The organism is Alteromonas sp. ABH4_456, from assembly GCF_056160645.1.
The window spans coordinates 426,502-447,146 of sequence record NZ_JBSWXO010000002.1 but is presented as its reverse complement, the minus strand read 5'-3'; the positions used below and the strand labels follow the sequence as shown (position 1 = coordinate 447,146).

The window sequence follows — 20,645 nt, the reverse complement described above, 5'->3', positions numbered from 1 at the left end:
CGTGCGATGAGTAAAGCAACTGAAACTATGACGCCGGAGCACACTGCGGCACATGATGAACATCACGATGATCACCACGGACACGGCGCTCCGGCAGGCCTGATGCGTTGGGTGCTGACAACTAACCACAAAGATATCGGTACGTTATATCTGTGGTTCGCCTTCATCATGTTTCTTACCGGCGGCGCGATGGCGATGGTGATCCGCGCCGAACTGTTCCAGCCCGGTTTACAAATCGTAGACCCGAATTTCTTTAATCAGATGACCACAGTGCACGGCCTGATCATGGTATTCGGTGCTGTCATGCCGGCGTTTACCGGTCTGGCTAACTGGCTGATCCCCATGATGATTGGCGCACCGGATATGGCATTGCCCAGAATGAACAACTGGAGCTTCTGGATCCTGCCGTTTGCATTTTCCATGTTGTTAGGTTCACTGTTCATGGAAGGCGGTGGCCCGGCTTTCGGCTGGACCTTCTATGCGCCGCTGTCGACGACATACAGCAGCGACAGTACCGCGCTGTTTGTGTTCTCAGTCCATATTATGGGGATTTCCTCCATCATGGGCGCAATCAACGTAATCGTGACTATCTTTAATATGCGTGCGCCGGGTATGACGTGGATGAAAATGCCACTGTTCGTCTGGACTTGGCTTATTACTGCATTCCTGCTGATTGCTGTAATGCCTGTACTGGCCGGTGCAGTGACCATGGTGCTTACCGATAAATTCTTCGGGACGAGTTTCTTTGATGCTGCCGGCGGCGGTGATCCGGTGATGTTCCAGCATATTTTCTGGTTCTTCGGGCACCCTGAAGTCTACATCATGATCTTGCCGGCTTTTGGCATTATCTCGCAGATTGTGCCGACCTTCGCCCGCAAGCGCCTGTTCGGCTATGCCTCCATGGTGTACGCCACTGCCTCCATCGCCCTGCTCTCATTCATTGTCTGGGCTCACCATATGTTTACCACAGGTATGCCGGTGTTTGCTGAAATGTTCTTTATGTTCGCCACCATGCTGATCTCCGTACCCACCGGCGTGAAAGTGTTTAACTGGGTGGCCACTATGTGGCGGGGTTCCATGACCTTTGAAATCCCCATGTTATTTGCTCTTGCCTTCATTGTGCTGTTCACCATCGGTGGCCTGTCCGGATTGATGCTGGCAATCACACCTGTGGATTTTCAGTACCACGATACTTACTTTGTCGTGGCCCATTTCCATTATGTTCTGGTGACCGGAGCGGTGTTTTCCATTATGGCGGCGGTGTATTACTGGCTGCCCAAGTGGACCGGTAAAATGTTTGATATCACGCTGGCTAAGTGGCATTTCTGGTGCTCACTGATTTCCGTGAATGTGCTGTTCTTCCCTATGCATTTTGTGGGACTGGCGGGTATGCCACGGCGGATCCCTGATTACTCGCTGCAATTTGCTGATTACAACCAGTGGATCAGTATTGGCGGGTTTGCTTTCGGGTTATCCCAGCTGATTTTCCTGGTACTGCTCATTAAAGCCTGCAAAAAGCAGGGCGAACCGGTTACGTCACAAGTGTGGGAAGGTGCTGAAGGTCTGGAGTGGGAAATTCCCTCTCCTGCTCCTTACCACACGTTTGAAACGCCTCCGGTTGTGAAGTGAGTTATCAAAATGGACAACCGCGCAGCCGGTAACCGCACCCTTACCCTGCGACTGCTTGTAGTCGTAGCGGGTATGTTTGGCTTCGGTTTCGCTCTGGTGCCTTTGTATGACGTGTTCTGTGATATCACCGGTATCAACGGAAAAACGGCTAACCGGGCCGCAGTGTGGCAGGGCAAAGATATCGATACCAGCCGCACTGTGACCGTGGAATTTATTACCCGCACAAACAGCGGAATGCCCTGGGAATTTCGTGCAGAAACACAGCGTGTGAAGGTGCACCCCGGAGAAGTGAATACCGTGGCGTTTTACGTCAGAAACCCGGCTGCCAGTAACATCATTGCTCAGGCAATTCCCTCTGTCAGTCCGGGACAGGCGGCCCTTTATCTGAATAAAACCGAATGCTTTTGCTTTAACCAGCAGCCCTTACAGGCTGGTCAGGAAGCGTGGATGCCTATGTCGTTCTACGTGGATGCCGGGCTGCCGGAATATATTACCTATTTTACCTTGCAGTACACACTGTACGACGTGACCGCCAGGGCCGGCGATCTGAGCGGCAGTGACAACCCTTATTTACGACAGCCTGTAAGCGGCAGCCGCTGACAGGCCGGAAGGAGAGTAGCCATGCAACAAGAATATCAACGGTATTATGTGCCTGCACAAAGTCCCTGGCCCATTGTCGGGGCGGTAGCCTTATTTCTGATTGCGGTGGGAGCCGGCAACACCGTCATTGAAAGTACCAAAGGGGAAGGCGGCTACGGGCCGCATGTTCTGGCGGCGGGCATCGTCACGTTGCTGGTGATGTTGTTTGGCTGGTTTAAAAATCAGATTGATGAATCCATGGGCGGGTTATACAGCGATCAGCTTGGCCGCTCTTACCGTCAGGGGATGAGCTGGTTTATTTTCTCTGAGGTGATGTTTTTTGCCGCCTTTTTCGGCGCACTGTTTTACGCACGCATGATTTCGGTGCCATGGCTCGGAGGCGCCTCGAACAATGCGATGACCAATGATGTGTTGTGGCCGGCATTTGAAGCCATGTGGCCCCTTGTTACCACGCCCGGGGGCACGACTACTCAGGAAATGAGTGCTGCCGGATTGCCTACCATTAACACCATTATTCTGCTGATTTCTTCCGTTACCCTGCACTTTGCTCACGTGGGCCTTGAGCAGAACAAACGCAAACAGCTGACCGTCATGCTGGGCGTAACCATATTACTGGGACTGGGCTTTCTGACACTACAAGTCGAAGAATATATTCATGCTTATCAGGAGCTGGGTCTGACACTGCAGTCCGGCGTGTACGGCAACACCTTTTTCATGCTCACCGGCTTCCACGGAATGCATGTGACGCTGGGTACCATCATTTTGATTGTGTTGTTCTTAAGGGTGCTGAAAGGGCACTTTACACCCAAAAGTCACTTCGCGTTTCAGGCCGGCAGCTGGTACTGGCATTTCGTCGATGTGGTTTGGGTAATGCTGTATCTGTTTGTGTATGTGTTTTAAGTGACAGCGCACTGGCCCGCCTCAGTAAGGGGCGGGATTCGGACTGATAAGTCCGGTAGCCAGTGCAACAAGGATCAGGGTAACAATGATGACAGAAGTTAAAACACGGCGGCCGATGAATTTGCTCATAGGCTCGCCGTCCGGGTCATCTTTCATCATTACCCGCATGGCGAGAAACAAGTTAGCGATCATGTAAATCACTAAGCATACAAGGACGATTTTTATAATCATTTTTTTCTCCGTCAATAAGGGGAGCCAATTATGAATCAGGCAAACCGGTTCCGTTCCTTACCTCTCGCTGTTGTGGTACTGACAGCGGTTATCTGCATGATTTCGCTGGGCTTCTGGCAACTCGACCGGATGCACCAGAAAGAACAGCGTCTGGCTAGCATAGCGCAAAAAAGCAGCGAAGGGGCAATCTCTCTCAGTCAGCTGGATCCTGTGCGGGAAGATATCCGTGATTATCAGGTGGGGTTTAACGGCCGCGCTGATACATCTCAGCTACTGTTTCTGGATAACAGGGTGGAAAACGGGCGCGTGGGGTATGACGTTATCGTGCCTGTACATAGCAGTGAAGGCACGGTGCTGGTGAATTTTGGATGGGTGGAGGCGCCGTTAAGCCGGAATGAACTGCCCGAAGTGGATGTAGAAAGCAAGTTTCAGCACTTCCATGGCCGTATAACTATGCCGGGACACAATCCGGTGGTGCGCGAAACGCTGTCGTCTGATGCTACGTTTCCCGTGGTGGTGCAGGCGCTGGATATCCCCTTTATCCGCCGCCTGACCGGACAGCCTCTGCAACCCTTTGTGGTTGAGTTAACTGCACCGGAAAAAAGTGCGTTTGTCCGCAACTGGCAGCCCGTTGTAATGCCGCCGCAGAAGCACCTGGGTTATGCCATGCAATGGTTCGGGCTGGCCATCGCTGCGGCTGCAGTCAGTTACTTTTCAATGAATTCGAATAAAAAAGGATGATCAGTATGGCAGGAAAAAACAGCAAGTTGACTATGTTAGGCGTTGCCGCCGTATTTGTACTTCCGGTTATGCTGGCAAAGCTGGCCCTGGACAATCAGTGGTTTACCAATGCAGCCACTAACAAAGGAGAGCTGCTGCAGCCTGTGAGGGATCTGACCCCGGTGTTTGCCGCTGAAAAGCCTAAATGGCGCATTGTGTACTCTGTGCCGGAGCAGTGCGATGCCGCCTGCCAGAATGCGATTTACAGTATTCATCAGGTGTGGATTGCCCTTGGCAGGGAGACTGACAGAGTTGAGGCAACGGTACTGCTTACCGGTAACAGTGATGCCGCCATTGCTGAGAAGTTGCAGTCAGAACAAAACCTGCATGTTGTAAAGGTGGCAGACAGTCGTCAGCAGGCAGCACTTAATGTGAGTGATGCAGGGTCTATTTTGCTCGTCGACACCCTGAATAATGCCATGCTTCGTTACCCCACCTTTACAGACAAGCAAATGGCAATACAGCATAGCCGGGATATTCTGGCTGACGTGAAAAAACTGCTGAAACTGTCACGTATCGGATAATCCGGGAGGCAAGCATGAGAAAGTTAGTCCTGTTTAGTCTGATCCTCGCGGTGGTTGTTATTATTCTCGGTGCCTATACGCGGCTCACCGATGCCGGGCTGGGCTGTCCTGACTGGCCGGGATGCTACGGGTTGCTCACCGTTCCGCTGGAAGACCACCATGTTGAGGCGGCGAATGCCGCTTTCCCCGAACGTCCGGTAGAAGTTGCCAAAGCCTGGAATGAAATGATTCACCGTTACTTTGCCGGTGCACTGGGTTTATGTATTTTTACTATCGCTGCCATCGCTGTGAAGCAGCGTCACAGCGGGCGTACTGTGCGCCTGCCACTGTTGCTTGTTGCTTTGGTAATCTTTCAGGCTGCCCTGGGCATGTGGACCGTGACGCTGAATTTATTGCCGGTTGTGGTAATGGGGCATCTGCTCGGCGGCTTCACCATACTGGCGTGCCTGTTTTTACTGCATCTCAAATTACGGGAGAGTAAACGAAAGCCCCGGCGTATTAACAGCATCACCAAATTTGCGCTGTTGGGCATGGCTATTCTGCTGATGCAGATTGGCCTGGGGGGATGGACATCTGCAAACTATGCCGCACTTGCCTGTACTGACTTTCCGGTTTGTGAAGATGGCTGGGCCTCCAGGCTCGACTTTTCCGGTGCATTCAGTGTGCCTTATGCAGAAACCTACGAATATGGCGCCCACGGATACGGTGAACGCATGACAATGCATATTGTGCACAGAGCCGGCGCGGTCATTACGTTTTTATATTTACTCTGGCTCGGCTTCAGGCTGTACAGCCGGGAGGTGGCTGCGCCGGTGAAAAGTGCCGCGCTGCTGCTCATCGGGGTGCTGATGATTCAGGTAACACTGGGCGTAAGCAATGTCGTGCTGAGTCTGCCCGTCATTGTTGCCGTTGCTCACAACATCGTCGCTGCCTGTTTATTACTGGTAATGGTATGGATCACTTATCAGGTGTCTCGCTATCAGGGTGATCCGCAACAGGGAGGAGCACATGGCTAAATCTGTTTCTGTTCATCAGCGCCACTTAGCGACATCTCAGCCGGTCAGCTGGCGTGACTATTATGAGTTAACCAAGCCTAAGGTGGTTATGCTGCTGTTGCTCACAGCCCTGGTGGGTATGTGCCTGGCCACAGAGTCGCTGGTGCCGGCAAATGCTCTGATTGCAGGTATGGCGGGGATTGGTATGCTGGCGTCCTCTGCTGCGGTGATTAATCATGTGGTTGACCACCGCATTGACGGCATGATGGCCCGTACTGTTAACCGCCCGGTCGTGAAGGGTAAGGTGAGTGTATCTCAGGCGCTGTTTTTTGCTGCTGTACTGGGGCTCGCCGGATTCGCATTACTGTGGTTTTTCGTGAATGCCCTTACCGCCATGCTCACACTGGCCAGTCTGGTCGGGTATGCGGTTATCTACACCATGTTCCTCAAGCGGGCGACGCCTCAGAATATTGTTATCGGCGGACTGGCAGGTGCAGCACCGCCGCTGCTGGGCTGGACAGCGGTTACCGGCGAGATTCACGCCCATGCTTTGCTGCTGGTATTAATTGTTTTTACCTGGACTCCCCCTCACTTCTGGGCGCTGGCGATACACAGGCAAAAGGACTACGCACGGGCAAACGTGCCTATGCTGCCGGTTACCCACGGGGAGTCGTTCACCAAAACCTCGGTGCTGGCTTACACCGTGCTGCTGGTTCTGGTGTGTTTGCTGCCCTACCTTACCGGTATGTCTCACCTAATTTATCTGGCGGGATCGCTGGTATTGAATGCAGGGTTCTGTTTGTGGGCATGCAGGTTAAAGTTTGCCGCAAAGCCCGACACGGCAATGAAAACATTCCGCTATTCTATTTACCATCTCATGTTATTGTTTGTGGTGCTCTTAATTGACCACTACTTACCCGTAACATTATGACTCAAAGAACCTTAACCGGCATCATCGCTGTGGTAGCGTTGATCGCCGGCATCGCAGGTGCCCTTTATATCGCTCCGCCTTCCGGTGAAAGCCGGGCACCGGAGTACTTTCAGGCTTATCCTCTGCCCAAACCACTGGCTGATTTTTCACTCACAGATGCTGACGGACAACCATTTACCAGGGAAAACCTGACCGGTGCCTGGACATTAGTATTTTTAGGCTACACTTATTGTCCGGATGTGTGCCCCACAACGATGGCGTCTTTAAATAAAATATGGCCTAAACTTTCGTCCATAAAATCCAGGGCTAATACTCAAGTACTATTTTTGTCTGTGGATCCCAAAAGGGATACTTTTCAAAGACTTAAAAGTTATATAAGTTTTTTTAATAAAGACTTCATCGCTGCAACCGGTCCGCACGCCGAAATATTCCCTCTTGTCAGGAACATGGGATTGATGTACTCATTAACTGAGGACACTGATAAAGCTGACTATCTGGTCGATCATAGCGCGTCGGTGGTTCTCATCAGCCCCGAAGCGGAAGTGCTCGGAAGGTTCAAACCAATAATGGAGCCCGGGAAGTTAGCGATCATAGACAGTGAGCAAATTCTTGCAGATATGCCTAAGGTGGTTATCACCCGGTAGTATTCATGACAGTAGTAGTACGTCAGGCAACCGCAAGGGATGCGACTTATGCGGTGCCGTTGTTACTGGATGCGGGAGAGCATTTACTTACGAAAATATATGGGGACGGCGACCGTGATACGGCGTTTGCTTTCCTGTCAGCGGCCTGGCTTCGCGGCACGGGACAATATGGTTTTGCCAATCACTGGTTGGCGTGTATAGAAGACGAAATTGTCGGTATTATTTCATGCTGGCATGACAGCCTTCCGCAGCACTTTGATCGGGATACATTGACATCTATTACCGATTTCTTTGGTCTTGATGAAGCTATTGATGTGGTGATGCGAAGTCAAACTTACACCATCGCGCTTAACCCGCCTATGGTGCTGGAAATGTCTATCGGACATCTCGCTGTAGCAGCCGGAGCCAGACGAAGTGGTGTTGCCACCATCCTCGTCAGGTACATGGAAAACATGGCACGTGAACTGGGCAAATTATCTCTCGTCCTGGACGTAGAGGAACACAACACCAGAGCCATCGATTTCTATAAATCCATGGGCTTCAAATCGAGGCAGGGAATTCCACCTTTCATTCAATTCACTAAAGGTATTGCGCCGGTTATCACTTAATCCGGATAGGTGCCGTCTTCGCCGGAAATAAAGAACGGTTGCGAAAACCAATAGTAGCGACCGTTCTGCGAGTTCGACGGTGCGGTACAGTTAATACGTGAACGGCCAACCGGCAGCACTGTATTCAGCGTGTATGATAAGGTTTTGCCGTTGATGTTAACCGGCAGTGATTCACCCTGGTAGTAACAGGCGGCGCGGGTCAAGCCCACATCGTCGCTATTGGTGGTGAACGACAATGTTTCATCGATGACTCTGGCAGTGCGCTCAGGGTTATCGATATCGTTGTGTGTCACCGGCATACCCAAACTTGCAATTTTCACTTTCAAAGGCGCCATATTGGCAAAACGGCCAGCCGCAGGAAAGCGAGGTAACGCGGTAAAATCACTGTAACTGCTGATGCCGCCGGAATGCTGTCCGAATCCGGTGTATCCCTCTTTTGCCAGTTTATCAGCCAGTATTTTATTGTATTCACCGAAGGGATACGCCAGGTATTTCAGTGACTCACCGGTTTGTGCCGTGAGTTTCTTCTCCGCTTCTTCTACATTTTGCCATACCCGTTCTAACCAGGCCTCTTTGGACTCATCCTGCTGACGGTCCAGCATGTGCAAATGGTCCAGTGTATGGTTGGCAAAATCCACACCGTCTTTGTGCATAGCTTTTACATCATCCCAGCTTAACTGGTTTTTCAAGCGGCCAATTTCATCAGGATTGATAAATACGGTGTAGGGAAGTTTCAATGACTGCATCACAGGGTGACCGTTTTCAAGAATATTCCGGTAACCGTCATCAAAGGTGACCGCCACGGCATTTTCCGGCAATGTCTGCTTGTTTTTCAGCGCTTCTGTAATGTCCTGAAGGGGCATGACTTTGTAATTTTCCGCCAGCCAGGTCATGTGGGTTTTAAATTGTTCAGGTGTAACACTGGTGCTTGCCGGCGTGTCTTCAGATACGTGGTGGTAAAGTAAAACCACTGCACTGTCCTGCCCGGCAGCGGCCGCAGATTGTGCCACCACTAACAGCATCACAACGCTGGCAAACACACCTTTTCCCCACTTCATTGCGCGGTTTCTGATAAGCTGCATGCATATTCCTTAAACTGTGTTATTTCCGTTTTGACCACGACCGCCAATGCTGGCTGGCCAGCCCATAAAACCTTACTGGCCATCGCTTTTCCCATGATTCTGGCCAATATTACCACTCCCTTACTCGGGTTGGTTGATACGGCCGTAATGGGGCATATGGATTCATCTGCCATGCTGGCCGGTGCATCTATTGGAACATTGATCCTCACGCAAATCTACTGGGTGTGCGGCTTTCTCAGAATGTCGTCCACTGGCCTGAGTGCACAGGCAAAAGGCGATCCAAAACAGCCCGGCTTGCTCTCCGCAAAAGTACTTTGGCAAACAGGTGCGGTTGCCCTCGGCTCCGGTTTACTTATCGTTGCTCTGCAAGTGCCTGTATTGCAGGCCGGGCTTGCGTTAGCCTCATCCGGTGCTGAAGTGGCTTCTTATACCCGCGAGTACTTTAATATCCGGGTATGGGGCGCACCGGCTGCGATGCTCAACATGGCATTAACCGGCTGGCTGGTAGGTCAACAGAAAACCCGTCATGTGTTATGGATACAGGTGGCAGGCAACCTGTTGAATGCTGCGCTGGATATTCTGTTTGTGTATGGCCTGGATATGTCTGTTGGTGGTGTGGCGCTGGCCAGTGTGCTGGCTGAATACACCATGATGTTATCGGGCGCGGTGTGCGCCCTCAAGCTCACTACAGGTTGGCGTCCGCAGGCAGACTGGTTTAACCGCGCAGCACAAAAAATTCTGCTGAAGCTTAACAGCGATATGTTAATCCGGAACCTGGCGCTTCAGGCCTGCATTGCATTTCTGACCATTCAGGGGGCGAGGATCGGTGAAACCGCGGCAGCGGTGAATGCCATTCTCATGCAGTTTTTCGTGTTAATTGCACTGGGGCTGGACGGCGTTGCCTATGCTGTTGAAGCGCTTATCGGCGAAGCGGCCGGCGCAAATGACGAGGAACGCCTGGGCGGGCATGTGAAGCGGGGATTATTCTGGTCTTCGGCTTTTGCCCTGGTGTATGCCGCTTTGTTTTACCTTGCCGGTGATTTTATTATCGCATCTCTCACGGGGATTGCTGCGTTGCAAACCGCTGCGCAGGCTTATTTGCCCCTCATGGTGTTGTTGCCGCTGGTGGCACACTGGTGCTTTTTCTTTGACGGCGTATTTGTTGGGCTTACCCGCTCAGACGCCATGCGAAATACCATGCTTGTCAGTGCGGCTTTTGTGTTTTTTCCGGTTTGGTGGGTGTGTCAGTCACAGGGGAATGTGGCGCTCTGGTATGCGATGCTGGCTTTCCTGCTGGCCAGAGGGATCACTCTCGGTTTCGTTTTCTGGCGGCGGGATTCATCACTTTAAGACGTTGCCACAGTATGGCCAGATAGCCACTCATGGCGATGACAAAACCACTGAACAGAACGATAAGCGAGATAAAATACAGCGCGGAATGGTAAGTGCTGATGGTCATCAGCGCCGTGGCACCCGCGATAAAGAGTGCCAGGCCTGTTTTGAACCGTCGCCAGCTGCGGTGTAGTGCAGTCAGCGACGCGTCAGACGGATTAATAATACGAGTGCTCGCCGGCTTCGTGCTCGGTGGCGTCACGCACACCTGTCAGTTCTCCCGGGAACTGTTCAAGCAACTGCTTTTCAATCCCTTCTTTCAGGGTAACATCGACCATTGAACAACCGTTACAGCCGCCACCAAATTGCAGAATGGCGAAACCTTCTTCAGTGATTTCAAGCAATACTACTTTACCGCCGTGGCTGGCCAGTTGCGGGTTAACTTCCGACTCAATGACATAGCTTACACGGTCAACCAGAGGCGCGTTGTCGTCCACTTTTCTGGCTTTTGCATTTGGCGCTTTCAGAGTGAGCTGAGAACCCATCTGGTCCGTCACGTAGTCAATCTCTGCTTCTTCCAGAAACGGCGCACTCTCTGCGTCAACAATGGCGTCGAATCCGTTGAAGTTTAAACGGATGTCGCCGGGTTCAACAGCAGACGGAGGACAATAAGACACACCGCATTCCGCTGTTGAGGTTCCGGGGTTAACCACGAACACTCTGATGTTCGTCCCGGCATCTTGTTTTTCCAGCAGTTTTGCGAAGTGAGCCTGTGCGTCTTCTGATATATTGATCATTAACAAATCCTACGTTGCATCGTGATAGCGCATATAATAACAAATTTACCTGACTAAAACAGTCAAGTATTGCATGCTTTTATACAGGTGTGGTCAAAAGTACAAAAAACAACAGGAAAAAGAAAAATGGATTCAAGTTTCAGACGCGCAGGAAAATGGGTGTTCGCCCTTTTTGCTTTTGTCGTGTATTCAGCATCAGCAGCACCGGTATTTAAAGATACCGGAGGTAAACCGGTTACCGCTTATCTGCCGGCTAATACCAGCTATGACCCTGCTATTCCGACCCCTGAATCTTATCTTGGTACTGAAGTGGGTACCTGGCATGTACGCCATGATCAGCTGGCCGGGTACATGTATACCCTGGCAGCAGCATCTGACCGCATCAGCATTGAAGAAACCGGCCGCACCCATGAAAACCGTCCGTTATTGCTGCTCACCATTACTGCACCGGAAAACCGCAGCAAGTTACCGCAATGGCGGGAAAACCATCTCAAAACAGTGAACAGCGGGGCTAAAGCCGCAAAAGATGCGCCCCTGTTTCTGTACATGGGTTACAGCATTCATGGTAATGAGCCTTCCGGAAGCAACGCTGCACTGGTTATGGCGTATTACCTGGCCGCGGCGCAGGATGAAACGGTAACAGATTTGCTCAGCAAAAATGTCGTGTTGCTGGATCCCTCATTCAATCCTGACGGTTTGTCCCGTTTCGCACAGTGGGCAAACATGCATAAAAGCAAAAATCTTGTCGCTGACGGAGAAAACCGGGAGCACAAGGAAGACTGGCCTTCCGGCAGAACGAATCATTACTGGTTCGACTTAAACCGTGACTGGTTATTGCTGACCCATCCTGAGTCACAGGCGCGGATCAAACAGTTTCAGAAATGGCGTCCTCATGTACTGACCGATCATCATGAGATGGGGCCGGACAGCACCTATTTCTTCCAGCCCGGTGTGCCGTCGCGGAAAAACCCGAATACGCCTGACGGCAATGTGAGGCTTACAGAAGCGCTGGCAGCTTTTCACGCCAAAGCGTTTGATGACGCAGGTCAGTTATACTTCTCGGAAGAAGGTTTTGACGATTTTTACTACGGGAAAGGCTCATCGTATCCCGATTCCATGGGTAGTATCGGTATTCTGTTTGAACAGGCAAGCAGCCGCGGACACGTACAGGATACGGTGAACGGAGAGCTGGCCTTTGCACAAACTATCCAGAACCATGTGACTACCAGTCTGAGTACGATTGCCGGTTCGCTGGCCAATAAGCCTGCTATTCTGAATTACCAGAATACATTTTTCTCTGAGACGGCTAACGCGATTGATAAGGATGAGCACTTCGGGGCGATTGTGGCTATGCCGGATGACAGTGGCCGTAAAGAGGCTTTACTGTCGATCCTCAATCAACATGAGATCCAATACAGTTACGCAAGAGATGACGAGGAAATTGATAACAAGCGCTACAGCAAAGGCAGTCTGGTTGTGCCTTTTAATCAATCAAAATACCGCCTGGTAAAGAGCCTGTTTTCTACCCGTCAGCAATTTGCTGAGAACACCTTCTATGACGTGTCTAACTGGAATATCGCGCTGGCGTTTAATCTTGATTACGACGTGCTGAGCAAACGTGCCGGGCGTGGCATCAAAACTGAAGCCGGGCCGGTGAAAATGCCGGTACCGCTCGTTGATGGTGAAGCGTACGCCTATGCATTTGAATGGAAAAGTTACTATGCGCCGGCAATGCTGCAACAACTGCTGGAAAACGGGGCCACAGTGCGCAGTGCTGAAACGCCCTTTACCGCCAAACTGACTGATGGCCGGAATCGTGATTTCGCAGCCGGAACCATTATTGTGCCCACACCATTATCACAGCCTGATGATCTGCTCAGCCTGTTACAGGATGCGTCGGCCTTAACCGGTGTGGAAGTGTTTGGTATAAAAAGCGGACTGACGCCGCAGGGCTCGGATCTTGGCGGTCGTACCCTTGCACCAGTAAAAGCGCCATCAATTCTGCTGGTGGGCGGTAACGGCACCAGTTCATCGGAAGCCGGAGAAATCTGGCACTATCTGGACACCCGTGTAGGCACAGCGCCGGTCATTGTGGAGCAGGACCGTCTGAGCACTATCCGCCTGGCTGACTACTCCCATATTATTTTCGTCAGTGGCAGTTACAGTGGTCTGAGCGACAAGCTCAACAATGATATCAGTGACTGGGTGAATAATGGCGGCGTGCTGATTGGACAGAAATCGGCGGTAAAATTCTTTGCACAAAAAGGCTGGCTGGATGCGGAAATCGTATCCCGCGATAAAGTCGACAGTGTTTTTCCGGTAGATAAGCTGACCTATGCAGATAAATCTGCGCTGGGTGCCAGTAAAATTATTGCCGGTGCCGTGTACGAAACCGGTATTGACCCGACTCATCCCATTTTCTTTGGTTACACGGGGAAAACATTGCCGGTATTTAAAACCAGTAATATGATTGTGCATGCTGACGCCGACCCGTTCACCAGGCCCGGTTACTATTCCGGCAGTCCGTTAATGGCCGGATTCAGTGCAAAACAACTGGAAACCATGATTGGCGGCACGGCATCTGTGCTGACTCAGCCAAAAGGTCGTGGCGTGGTGATTGGCTTTACTGACAACCTGCTTTTCCGAGGTTACTGGTATGGTACCGGTAAGCTGATGTCAAACGCGATCTATCAGTCAGGTCACTTAGTCCGCTAAGGGAAACCGGCAGGTCAGCGCCATCACCCAGACTTCGATGATGAGGTCAGGATGATGTTGACGCAGCTGACCGGCGAGCACATTAGCCGTCGCGCCTGTGGTCATAACATCATCAATGATGGCTACGTGACGTAGATCCTTACAGGGCTTCACCCGAAAAGCGCTGTGCAAATTATACATCCGGTGGTCCTTTTTCAGCGTGTGTTGTGAACGTCCTCCGGTGCGGCGGGCCCAGTCAGCGATGACCGGTCTTTCTATTCTGCGGCCGATGTGACGGGCCAGTTCTGTTGCCTGGTTGAATTGCCGGCGAAAAAAGCGGTGTAGTGGTACGGGAACGGGGAGTAAGGCATCCGGTAACAGTGTGTCTTCATCGATACACTGTGAGGTGAACCAGTTGGCAAGAATGGCCGGACTTATCTGACAGCGCCGGAATTTCATGGCTTTGATAAGCTGGTCAAATGGCCAGCGATATTCTCCGCAGGCCCTTAACGCACTGTAGGAGGGCGGTAAAAATTGCTGGCTGATTTTTTTGTAGCGCAGTAAATTACCCTGATAGCCAAGCTGTAATAAAAAGCGGGTATCAAATTTGCAGAACGTACACACAGGTACGTCACTGTACTGATTACACAGCAAACAAGCTAAGTTGGGAAGTCGCATGGTTAAGTACTCTGTCAGCCCGGCAGTGGTGCTCTGCAGCGGCAAAATTGCAGGCATAGTCAAAGGATGTCATCAGTGTTAAATGCTAACGTCTCAGAAAATCTCGTCAGCCGTACCCGGGGTACAGGAAAAGATCTGGTTTTGCTTCACGGCTGGGGCATGAACAGTGGTGTGTTTGAACACTTCATTCCGTTGCTGGAGAGCGAATTCAGAGTGACCACCATTGATTTGCCGGGCTTTGGTGAAAACAACGGTGTGCTGCCGGAAGAGCCCTACACCGTGGCATCTGTGGCGAAATTAATCACGCCGTATCTGCCGGAAAAGTGTGTGGTCGCAGGATGGTCACTGGGCGGTCTGGTCGCACAACAACTGGCTCTGGATTTACCGGAGCATGTGAGTGCACTCATCACCATTGCCTCAACGCCCAGATTTGTTAACGGCCCCTGCTGGCCCGGTATTGATGCCGAATTGCTTGCCCAGTTTGAAACTCAGCTGGCAAAAGATTACGGCAAAACCCTGGAGCGGTTTCTTGCCATTCAGGCCATGGGCAGTGATACCGCCCGCCAGGATATGAAAGCCATCAGACAAAGTATTACCGCATGGCCTTCACCGGCAGAAGAGGCGCTGAAAGCTTCTCTGGCGCTGCTTTCCAGTGAAGATCTCCGCGAACATATCGGGCGTATCAGGCAGCCGACATTAAGGATATACGGACGGCTGGACAGCCTGGTACCGACCAGCGGCATTGACCGTATCTGCGAGCTGCACCCGCAAAGTGACACGGTTGTGTTGCCCCATGCATCTCACGCCCCTTTTATTTCTCATCCGCAACAGTCTGCCGATATTATTCGTCAGTTTCTGGTAGCAACCTTCTGAAATTGGCGGGCCACAAGGCTCGCCCGTTCTTTATATTCCTTATGGTTTATATACTAAAGTTGCAAAAATACTTGACATTTGCCACCGGTGGCAAATAATTAACGAAATGTTAAAAGTGCGTTATGTAATTTGATTTTCTCTGAAGGGATGCATTATGGAACGTTACATTATTCCAAGCGTTTACCAGGCCATTCAGCTCTGCCGCACCTTAGGTGACGCAGAATATGGCATGACATCACTGGCACTGGAAGAGCAGTTGCAACTGCCCCGATCCTCCGTTTTCCGGCTGCTTAAAACCTTATGCAGTGAGCGGCTGATAGAAAAGCGCGGTACCCGCTACTATCTGGCAAACGGCATGTACGGAATTGGCGGGGCGGCACCCAGACTACAGAAATTTCAACGTTTGCTGGCAGCACCACTGACCGCCCTCACCGGCGATACGACTCACACAGCAATTCTGTGTGTGCCTGCCGACAATTGTGCGGTAGCTGCAGATGTATTCTGTTCTAACAGTCACCGCCTGTCTGCTATCCGGCCGGGTATGCAACTGTCACTTACCGGCTCGGCGCCGGGTCACATTATGCTGGCTTATCATCCCCGCTACCGGGATGAAAATAGTCTGAATATTGCCGAACTCGACTCGCGCAGAGTCATGAAGCTTGCAGCGCAAACCTGCACCCGGGGTTTTGCTGTGTCCGATGCGCCGGCGGGAAAAGGTCAGCTGGTGTCAGTGCCGGTGCTGGCAAGCGACGGTGAACTGCTGGCGATGCTGTGCCTTGAACTGGATGAGCATCATGGTGATGCAGAGCTGCTCAGCCACTGGGCGGGCAAACTGAAACCTGTGGCGGCATTACCTGCAGCCACCTGTACACAAAATAAAAAGGAAGCCGGATGAGATTCATGAAGTACTTCCGGAGCAGTGTGGTTGTCATGCTGCTTCTCATCTCACAGGGGATCAGAGCAGAGCAGCCAGCGCTGGCTTTCAGCGGGGCAAGCGGTTTTGGTAAATACACCACCGGCGGAAATGAGGGCAAGGTACTGGTGGTGTCCAGTCTGGCTGATAACAGCAAAGATCCGCAAGAAGGTACGCTACGCTGGGCAGTGAAGCAATCCTACCCGCGACTGGTCGTATTTGCCGTTTCCGGTGTGATTCAGTTGGAAAAAACACTCGAAATCAAAGAGCCGCACATCACCATCGCCGGCCACACTTCACCGGCCGGAATCGTGGTGGCTGGAGCATCAACGTCAATTGAAGCCGATCAGGTTATCATCCGTCATATGGCCTTCCGCCCCGGGCATTTTTTGCAGGAAGGTGATGCGCTGAGTGCGCGGAGTCATTCAGATATCATTATTGACCATTGTTCCCTGAGCTGGGCGAATGACGAAGTGGCGTCGTTTTATAACAATACCCGGTTTACCCTGCAGAACAGCATAATTGCAGAGAGCCTGAATAACGCCGGACATCATAAAGGCAGTCACGGCTACGGCGGGATTTGGGGAGGCAGAGACGCTTCATTTCTGCGAAATGTACTGGTAAGTCACATCAGCCGGAATCCCCGCATAAACGGCTGGCGGTTAAAGTCGCCCTATCCGCAGGAAGATGAATTCGTTGATATCAGCAACAACGTTATTGTGAACTGGCAGGATGCGTCCGGCTACGGCGGTGAGGGTGGAAAAGCGAATTTCACGGCTAACTATTTCCTGCCGGGTCCTGCCACAAAATCCGCAAGGTTCTTTGAATTCTGGGGAGATGACCGTCCCCTCGCACTGCTGTATGCCAATGGCAATGTGATGCATGACCACCCTGAAATGTCTGCCAGCAACGCGCTGGGTATCATAGTAAAAGGGGCAAAGAAAAATCCGCAGCAGGCTGCTGCTATCAAAGCCGCGAGCCTGGCGGATAAGCCTCTCCGGCAAGGGGCAATCAGTGCGTTACAGGAATCAACATTGACTGCGCAACAGGCATATGTGGCGCTAATAGAAAATGCCGATGCCGGCAGCTTTTTACGCCGTGGACGTAAAGCTCACGACAGCACTGACCGGCGGATCCTCGCAGCTATCCGCTCAGGCTCCTACGCCGGTAAAGACGGCATTATCGACAGTGAACTGGAAGTGACTGACTGGCAGCAATATCGAGCAGAATTGTCTTCTGCTGATACCGCTGAAACAGAAGAATTGTCAGCGGAACAGTGGCGTATACTCGCGCTTTAATAAGCCCGACTTTCTCAATGTTTACATTTTAATATTTTGTGAAATAAAAGTTAAAAATAATGTGATCTGCATTCCTTTTTTCGCAATAATGCTACCGGTGGCATTCGTAGTGTAATAAAGCCGCGACAATTAAAACGAATTAAGGAGTGCAGGACATGAGAGTGTTTAAATGGACAGCTCTGGCAGTGGCGATATCTTCAGCGCTGCCGGCTCTGGCACAAACCGCAGACACAGAACAGGCCGCAAATGGCCGGCAAACCACTCAGCAAAGTGACAATCAGGCCGCGGAAAATACGGCGCAGGACAGCGATATTGAAATTGTTGAGGTTAAAGGGGTTAAACAAGCTGATCTGAAAGCCCGTGATTTAGAACGGATGAAAAACGGCTTCAGTTCGGTGATCTCCACCGACGATTTAGGCAACTTTGTTGATCAGAACGTCGCGGAATCGTTACGACGCTTGCCGGGGGTTACCCTGCAACGTTCAGAAGGTGAAGGTAAGTTTGTTACCGTGCGGGGGTTGGGACCGGGCTTTGTGTCTGTGAACATGAACGGATCGCAGATGTCAGGCGCCGGGGAAGAGCGAAAAGTGGGCCTTGATGCCCTGCCCGCCGACCTGCTCGGCACCATCGAAGTGCTGAAAACCCTGACGCCGGACCAGAACCTGAACTCCATTGGTGGTACGGTTAACGTTAAAGCCATTTCTGCATTTGATCGCGGTAAGAACACACTGAAAATGCGGATTCAGGATGCCTACTCTGAAAACCGTGAAGAGCACTCCCCAAAATTCAGTTTTGACGGCACACAATTCTTTTTAGATGAAACCCTCGGTGTGGGTTTTGCCATTTCCCATGAAGATCGCAAAACCCTTATCGATGAGACCCGTCATCACAGCTCTAATGAGATGAAGTTCTACACGGCGGATTTGGGTAAAACCGATGAGGAAATTGCTGCCGGAGATGAAATACTCGCGCCGTCACAGCTGGAATATCGCCGTGAAGTGGCAGGCCGGACCCGTCAGGCCGCAGCGCTGAATATCGAGTATAAGCCAAATCCTGATGCCTATTACTTTGCAAAAGGCACTTACACCCAGTTCGAAGATGACGACCTGGCATTACGGGAATTCTATGACTTTCAGGATGCGGGGTCTGTGGGCAGTGGCGAAATCGTTTACGTTAACAGTGATACCAAAGAGTTCATCCTCAGCGATATTGATGTCTTTCATCAGCAATTTATTCAGGAAAGTGAGAACAAAACCGTCACGTTCAGTTTTGGTGGCGAAAACCGCATCGCGGAAAGGTTCGTGCTGGATTATGAATATGCCCAGTCCCGTTCTGAAGAAGACTCCCGCGGCGACCGCCGCGTGCAGTTCCGAGAGCGTGATTTAATTGTTTACGGTCAGGGTCTGCGGGATAACATCCGTGCCAGGGTCCTTTCTCCCGGTGAAGCGGCAGACATAGCCGGTCTTACTTACGATCCTGAAGACAGCATTTTCGGTACGTCCGGCAGTGGCGATGGCTCCGATCTGTCTAATTACCAATTCGATAACTTGTTCTTAGAGGACGGCCTCAGGACTGACGAAATCAAAACCGTTAATCTTAATCTGCGCGCGGACGTGTTCAATGACTGGGTTAACTACGTAAAAGTGGGTGGTCAGGTGACGCAGCGGGATCACGTGCGGGACAAAGATCGCTGGAGCTTCGACCCCTCCGCCGCCGATTGCAGCGATGATGCCTGCATTACTGCAGTAAATTCCACTCTTGCTGACTACGACAGCAGTATTCCGGCAGGCAGTCAGTTTCAGCTTCCCTTTGAAAGCCGCTCAACGGTGGATGATATTGTGAATGCAACACGTCAGACCGTGGCTGTTGCAACCAACGATGAAGTCTCCATTGAAAGTACCAAAGGGGATTACAGCATTGTTGAAGACACCAAAGCCATTTACGGCATGGTTGAATTTCCCATAGGCATGGATGCCACCCTCATTACCGGTGTGCGCTGGACCGAAACTGAGTTTTCTTCCACCGGCTATATGTCGCTGGAAAATGATGACTTTGAGTTTAACGGTGCCGGCGCCGGTGCACTCGATATTGCGATCCCTTTACCGGAAGCCTCTATCACCTACAGCGAGTTTTTCCCCAGTGCACACTTAAAGTGGGAAGCCTCTGAAGATATTCTGGTGCGTGCGGCGGTATGGACCAGCTTTACCCGTCCTTCGTTTAAACAGGCCCGTGCCTATGCGATTTTCGACAGTGATATTGAGCTTTGTCCGCCCGGCAGTGACGACTGTGATGACAGTCAGGGCGGAGCCTCACTACAGCAGTTGAGCCAGTATGTTCTGGGCTCAGACAATGCGTTGGATGTGGGGAATCCGAACCTGCTGGCGATGACATCGGTTAACTACGATGCGTCAATCGGTTGGTATCCTGATGAAGATCTCTTTATGGAAGCAGCCATTTTCTATAAAGATATCGAGAATTTCATTGTTGATGTGAACGGTATCGGCATGTCTATCGATAATCTGCCGCTCACGCTGCCGGTCAATCAGGTGACGGAGTTTGTGATCCCGCAGAACCTGTATCTCAACGAAATCAATATCACCATCAACGGCGATAAAGCCAAAGTGTACGGTATTGAGCTTAGCTACAACCAGTATTTCGACAACGGCTTCTTCCTGCAAAGTAATGCCACATTACTCGACAGTAAGGCGACCCTCGACAGTTCAATTCGTCAGGGCAGTGTGGCGTTACCCGATCAGGCCGACACCATGTTTAACCTGGTGTTCGGTTGGGAAAGTCAGACTTTCTCCGCCCGTCTTATCGGTAATATCCGCTCGGATGTCCTTGAGCAGATTGGTTCCTGTCCTGAGTCTGCGTCGCTGGATGATGCTAAGTCCTGCAAAATCTGGGGCGACCAATATCAGGCCGATGTGAAGAGCCTCGATTTCAAACTGCAATATGACGTCACCGACACTGTGCAGCTTTACTTTGACGCCATTAATCTCACTAACCAGGCTGATCTGCGCTACTTCCGGGGTAATGAGCAAAGCGGCGGCAATATTCTTTACCAAAAAGAAGAATACGGACGCAGCTATCAGCTGGGTATGAACGTGAAATTCTACTAATTGTCTGCGCCGGT

General features: G+C 51.3%; 20 protein-coding genes. 15 read left to right on the top strand and 5 right to left on the bottom strand.

Annotation, left to right across the window (positions count from 1 at the left end; translation table 11 throughout):
• Positions 1–6 precede the first annotated feature (6 nt).
• The 3 genes from ctaD to ACXAG2_RS04995 are packed head-to-tail and all read left to right on the top strand — an operon-like array spanning position 7 to position 3,129.
• Complete coding sequence (gene ctaD, locus ACXAG2_RS05005; RefSeq protein WP_119503151.1) at positions 7–1,629, top strand: cytochrome c oxidase subunit I; 1,623 nt, start codon at positions 7–9, stop codon at positions 1,627–1,629.
• A 9-nt stretch (positions 1,630–1,638) separates the two neighbouring features.
• Positions 1,639–2,229, top strand: coding sequence for a cytochrome c oxidase assembly protein (locus ACXAG2_RS05000; protein ID WP_474864942.1), 591 nt, complete (start codon positions 1,639–1,641; stop codon positions 2,227–2,229).
• A gap of 21 nt (positions 2,230–2,250) precedes the next feature.
• The gene (locus ACXAG2_RS04995) at positions 2,251–3,129 is read left to right on the top strand and encodes a cytochrome c oxidase subunit 3 (RefSeq protein ID WP_474864941.1); all 879 of its coding nucleotides are present in this window, start codon (positions 2,251–2,253) and stop codon (positions 3,127–3,129) included.
• Between the two features lie 21 nt (positions 3,130–3,150).
• Here the strand turns inward: ACXAG2_RS04995 and ACXAG2_RS04990 are convergent, their stop codons facing one another.
• Positions 3,151–3,360, bottom strand: coding sequence for a DUF2909 domain-containing protein (locus ACXAG2_RS04990; protein ID WP_474864940.1), 210 nt, complete (start codon positions 3,358–3,360; stop codon positions 3,151–3,153).
• A 30-nt stretch (positions 3,361–3,390) separates the two neighbouring features.
• On the opposite strand from ACXAG2_RS04990, the gene ACXAG2_RS04985 reads away from it, so the two are divergent.
• The 6 genes from ACXAG2_RS04985 to ACXAG2_RS04960 are packed head-to-tail and all read left to right on the top strand — an operon-like array spanning position 3,391 to position 7,842.
• Entirely contained in the window at positions 3,391–4,101 is a 711-nt protein-coding gene (locus ACXAG2_RS04985) for an SURF1 family protein (protein ID WP_474864939.1), read from the top strand.
• Positions 4,102–4,106: 5 nt separating this feature from the next.
• Positions 4,107–4,664, top strand: a complete 558-nt coding sequence (locus ACXAG2_RS04980; RefSeq protein WP_119503146.1) for a hypothetical protein — start codon at positions 4,107–4,109, stop codon at positions 4,662–4,664.
• Positions 4,665–4,678: 14 nt separating this feature from the next.
• Positions 4,679–5,680 carry a COX15/CtaA family protein gene (locus tag ACXAG2_RS04975; RefSeq protein WP_474864938.1) on the top strand — a complete coding sequence of 334 codons (1,002 nt, stop codon included), beginning with the start codon at positions 4,679–4,681 and terminating at the stop codon, positions 5,678–5,680.
• Positions 5,673–6,590, top strand: coding sequence for a heme o synthase (gene cyoE / locus ACXAG2_RS04970; RefSeq protein ID WP_474864937.1), 918 nt, complete (start codon positions 5,673–5,675; stop codon positions 6,588–6,590). The genes ACXAG2_RS04975 and cyoE overlap by 8 nt, the downstream gene beginning before the upstream one ends.
• On the top strand, positions 6,587–7,234 hold the full coding sequence (locus tag ACXAG2_RS04965) for an SCO family protein (RefSeq protein WP_474864936.1): 648 nt from the start codon (positions 6,587–6,589) through the stop codon (positions 7,232–7,234). The genes cyoE and ACXAG2_RS04965 overlap by 4 nt, the downstream gene beginning before the upstream one ends.
• A gap of 5 nt (positions 7,235–7,239) precedes the next feature.
• On the top strand, positions 7,240–7,842 hold the full coding sequence (locus ACXAG2_RS04960; RefSeq protein ID WP_303572457.1) for a GNAT family N-acetyltransferase: 603 nt from the start codon (positions 7,240–7,242) through the stop codon (positions 7,840–7,842).
• Here ACXAG2_RS04960 and ACXAG2_RS04955 read toward each other — a convergent pair.
• Positions 7,839–8,924 (bottom strand): polysaccharide deacetylase family protein, encoded by a 1,086-nt coding sequence (locus ACXAG2_RS04955; RefSeq protein ID WP_474864935.1) that lies wholly within the window; start codon positions 8,922–8,924, stop codon positions 7,839–7,841. The genes ACXAG2_RS04960 and ACXAG2_RS04955 overlap by 4 nt on opposite strands.
• A gap of 21 nt (positions 8,925–8,945) precedes the next feature.
• Between ACXAG2_RS04955 and ACXAG2_RS04950 the strand changes: the two genes are divergently transcribed.
• Positions 8,946–10,274 (top strand): MATE family efflux transporter, encoded by a 1,329-nt coding sequence (locus ACXAG2_RS04950; protein ID WP_474865006.1) that lies wholly within the window; start codon positions 8,946–8,948, stop codon positions 10,272–10,274.
• On the opposite strand, the gene ACXAG2_RS04945 is transcribed toward ACXAG2_RS04950, so the two are convergent.
• Both ACXAG2_RS04945 and nfuA read right to left on the bottom strand, forming a co-directional pair.
• The gene (locus ACXAG2_RS04945; protein ID WP_474864934.1) at positions 10,231–10,518 is read right to left on the bottom strand and encodes a hypothetical protein; all 288 of its coding nucleotides are present in this window, start codon (positions 10,516–10,518) and stop codon (positions 10,231–10,233) included. The two genes, ACXAG2_RS04950 and ACXAG2_RS04945, sit on opposite strands and share 44 nt — an antisense overlap.
• On the bottom strand, positions 10,475–11,053 hold the full coding sequence (gene nfuA, locus ACXAG2_RS04940; RefSeq protein ID WP_119503141.1) for a Fe-S biogenesis protein NfuA: 579 nt from the start codon (positions 11,051–11,053) through the stop codon (positions 10,475–10,477). Before nfuA ends, ACXAG2_RS04945 begins: the two co-directional genes overlap by 44 nt.
• Before the next feature lie 126 nt (positions 11,054–11,179).
• On the opposite strand from nfuA, the gene ACXAG2_RS04935 reads away from it, so the two are divergent.
• On the top strand, positions 11,180–13,768 hold the full coding sequence (locus ACXAG2_RS04935) for a M14 family metallopeptidase (RefSeq protein ID WP_474864933.1): 2,589 nt from the start codon (positions 11,180–11,182) through the stop codon (positions 13,766–13,768).
• Here the strand turns inward: ACXAG2_RS04935 and ACXAG2_RS04930 are convergent.
• Positions 13,757–14,482 (bottom strand): ComF family protein, encoded by a 726-nt coding sequence (locus tag ACXAG2_RS04930; protein ID WP_474864932.1) that lies wholly within the window; start codon positions 14,480–14,482, stop codon positions 13,757–13,759. The genes ACXAG2_RS04935 and ACXAG2_RS04930 overlap by 12 nt on opposite strands.
• Before the next feature lie 18 nt (positions 14,483–14,500).
• Between ACXAG2_RS04930 and bioH the strand changes: the two genes are divergently transcribed.
• The 4 genes from bioH (at position 14,501) to ACXAG2_RS04910 (ending at position 20,631) form a co-directional block, all read left to right on the top strand.
• On the top strand, positions 14,501–15,298 hold the full coding sequence (gene bioH / locus ACXAG2_RS04925; RefSeq protein ID WP_474865004.1) for a pimeloyl-ACP methyl ester esterase BioH: 798 nt from the start codon (positions 14,501–14,503) through the stop codon (positions 15,296–15,298).
• Between the two features lie 154 nt (positions 15,299–15,452).
• A complete protein-coding gene (locus ACXAG2_RS04920; protein WP_474864931.1) occupies positions 15,453–16,193 on the top strand; it encodes a helix-turn-helix domain-containing protein in 741 nt (246 codons plus the stop codon).
• Positions 16,190–17,509 (top strand): pectate lyase family protein, encoded by a 1,320-nt coding sequence (locus tag ACXAG2_RS04915; RefSeq protein ID WP_474864930.1) that lies wholly within the window; start codon positions 16,190–16,192, stop codon positions 17,507–17,509. Before ACXAG2_RS04920 ends, ACXAG2_RS04915 begins: the two co-directional genes overlap by 4 nt.
• Positions 17,510–17,664: 155 nt before the next feature.
• Positions 17,665–20,631: a TonB-dependent receptor gene (locus ACXAG2_RS04910; protein ID WP_474864929.1), complete on the top strand. Its 2,967-nt coding sequence runs from the start codon at positions 17,665–17,667 to the stop codon at positions 20,629–20,631.
• Positions 20,632–20,645: the final 14 nt, after the last annotated feature.

Excerpts from the sequence above, each read along its gene's own strand:
- ACXAG2_RS04985 (WP_474864939.1), top strand. The coding sequence starts at position 3,391 with ATGAATCAGGCAAACCGGTTCCGTTCCTTACCTCTCGCTGTTGTGGTA.
- ACXAG2_RS04955 (WP_474864935.1), bottom strand. The coding sequence starts at position 8,924 with ATGCAGCTTATCAGAAACCGCGCAATGAAGTGGGGAAAAGGTGTGTTT.
- ACXAG2_RS04965 (WP_474864936.1), top strand. The coding sequence starts at position 6,587 with ATGACTCAAAGAACCTTAACCGGCATCATCGCTGTGGTAGCGTTGATC.
- ACXAG2_RS05000 (WP_474864942.1), top strand. The coding sequence starts at position 1,639 with ATGGACAACCGCGCAGCCGGTAACCGCACCCTTACCCTGCGACTGCTT.
- ACXAG2_RS04920 (WP_474864931.1), top strand. The coding sequence starts at position 15,453 with ATGGAACGTTACATTATTCCAAGCGTTTACCAGGCCATTCAGCTCTGC.
- ctaD (WP_119503151.1), top strand. The coding sequence starts at position 7 with ATGAGTAAAGCAACTGAAACTATGACGCCGGAGCACACTGCGGCACAT.
- ACXAG2_RS04930 (WP_474864932.1), bottom strand. The coding sequence starts at position 14,482 with ATGCCTGCAATTTTGCCGCTGCAGAGCACCACTGCCGGGCTGACAGAG.
- cyoE (WP_474864937.1), top strand. The coding sequence starts at position 5,673 with ATGGCTAAATCTGTTTCTGTTCATCAGCGCCACTTAGCGACATCTCAG.
- ACXAG2_RS04995 (WP_474864941.1), top strand. The coding sequence starts at position 2,251 with ATGCAACAAGAATATCAACGGTATTATGTGCCTGCACAAAGTCCCTGG.
- ACXAG2_RS04960 (WP_303572457.1), top strand. The coding sequence starts at position 7,240 with ATGACAGTAGTAGTACGTCAGGCAACCGCAAGGGATGCGACTTATGCG.
- ACXAG2_RS04990 (WP_474864940.1), bottom strand. The coding sequence starts at position 3,360 with ATGATTATAAAAATCGTCCTTGTATGCTTAGTGATTTACATGATCGCT.
- ACXAG2_RS04910 (WP_474864929.1), top strand. The coding sequence starts at position 17,665 with ATGAGAGTGTTTAAATGGACAGCTCTGGCAGTGGCGATATCTTCAGCG.
- ACXAG2_RS04980 (WP_119503146.1), top strand. The coding sequence starts at position 4,107 with ATGGCAGGAAAAAACAGCAAGTTGACTATGTTAGGCGTTGCCGCCGTA.
- ACXAG2_RS04935 (WP_474864933.1), top strand. The coding sequence starts at position 11,180 with ATGGATTCAAGTTTCAGACGCGCAGGAAAATGGGTGTTCGCCCTTTTT.
- nfuA (WP_119503141.1), bottom strand. The coding sequence starts at position 11,053 with ATGATCAATATATCAGAAGACGCACAGGCTCACTTCGCAAAACTGCTG.
- ACXAG2_RS04975 (WP_474864938.1), top strand. The coding sequence starts at position 4,679 with ATGAGAAAGTTAGTCCTGTTTAGTCTGATCCTCGCGGTGGTTGTTATT.
- ACXAG2_RS04915 (WP_474864930.1), top strand. The coding sequence starts at position 16,190 with ATGAGATTCATGAAGTACTTCCGGAGCAGTGTGGTTGTCATGCTGCTT.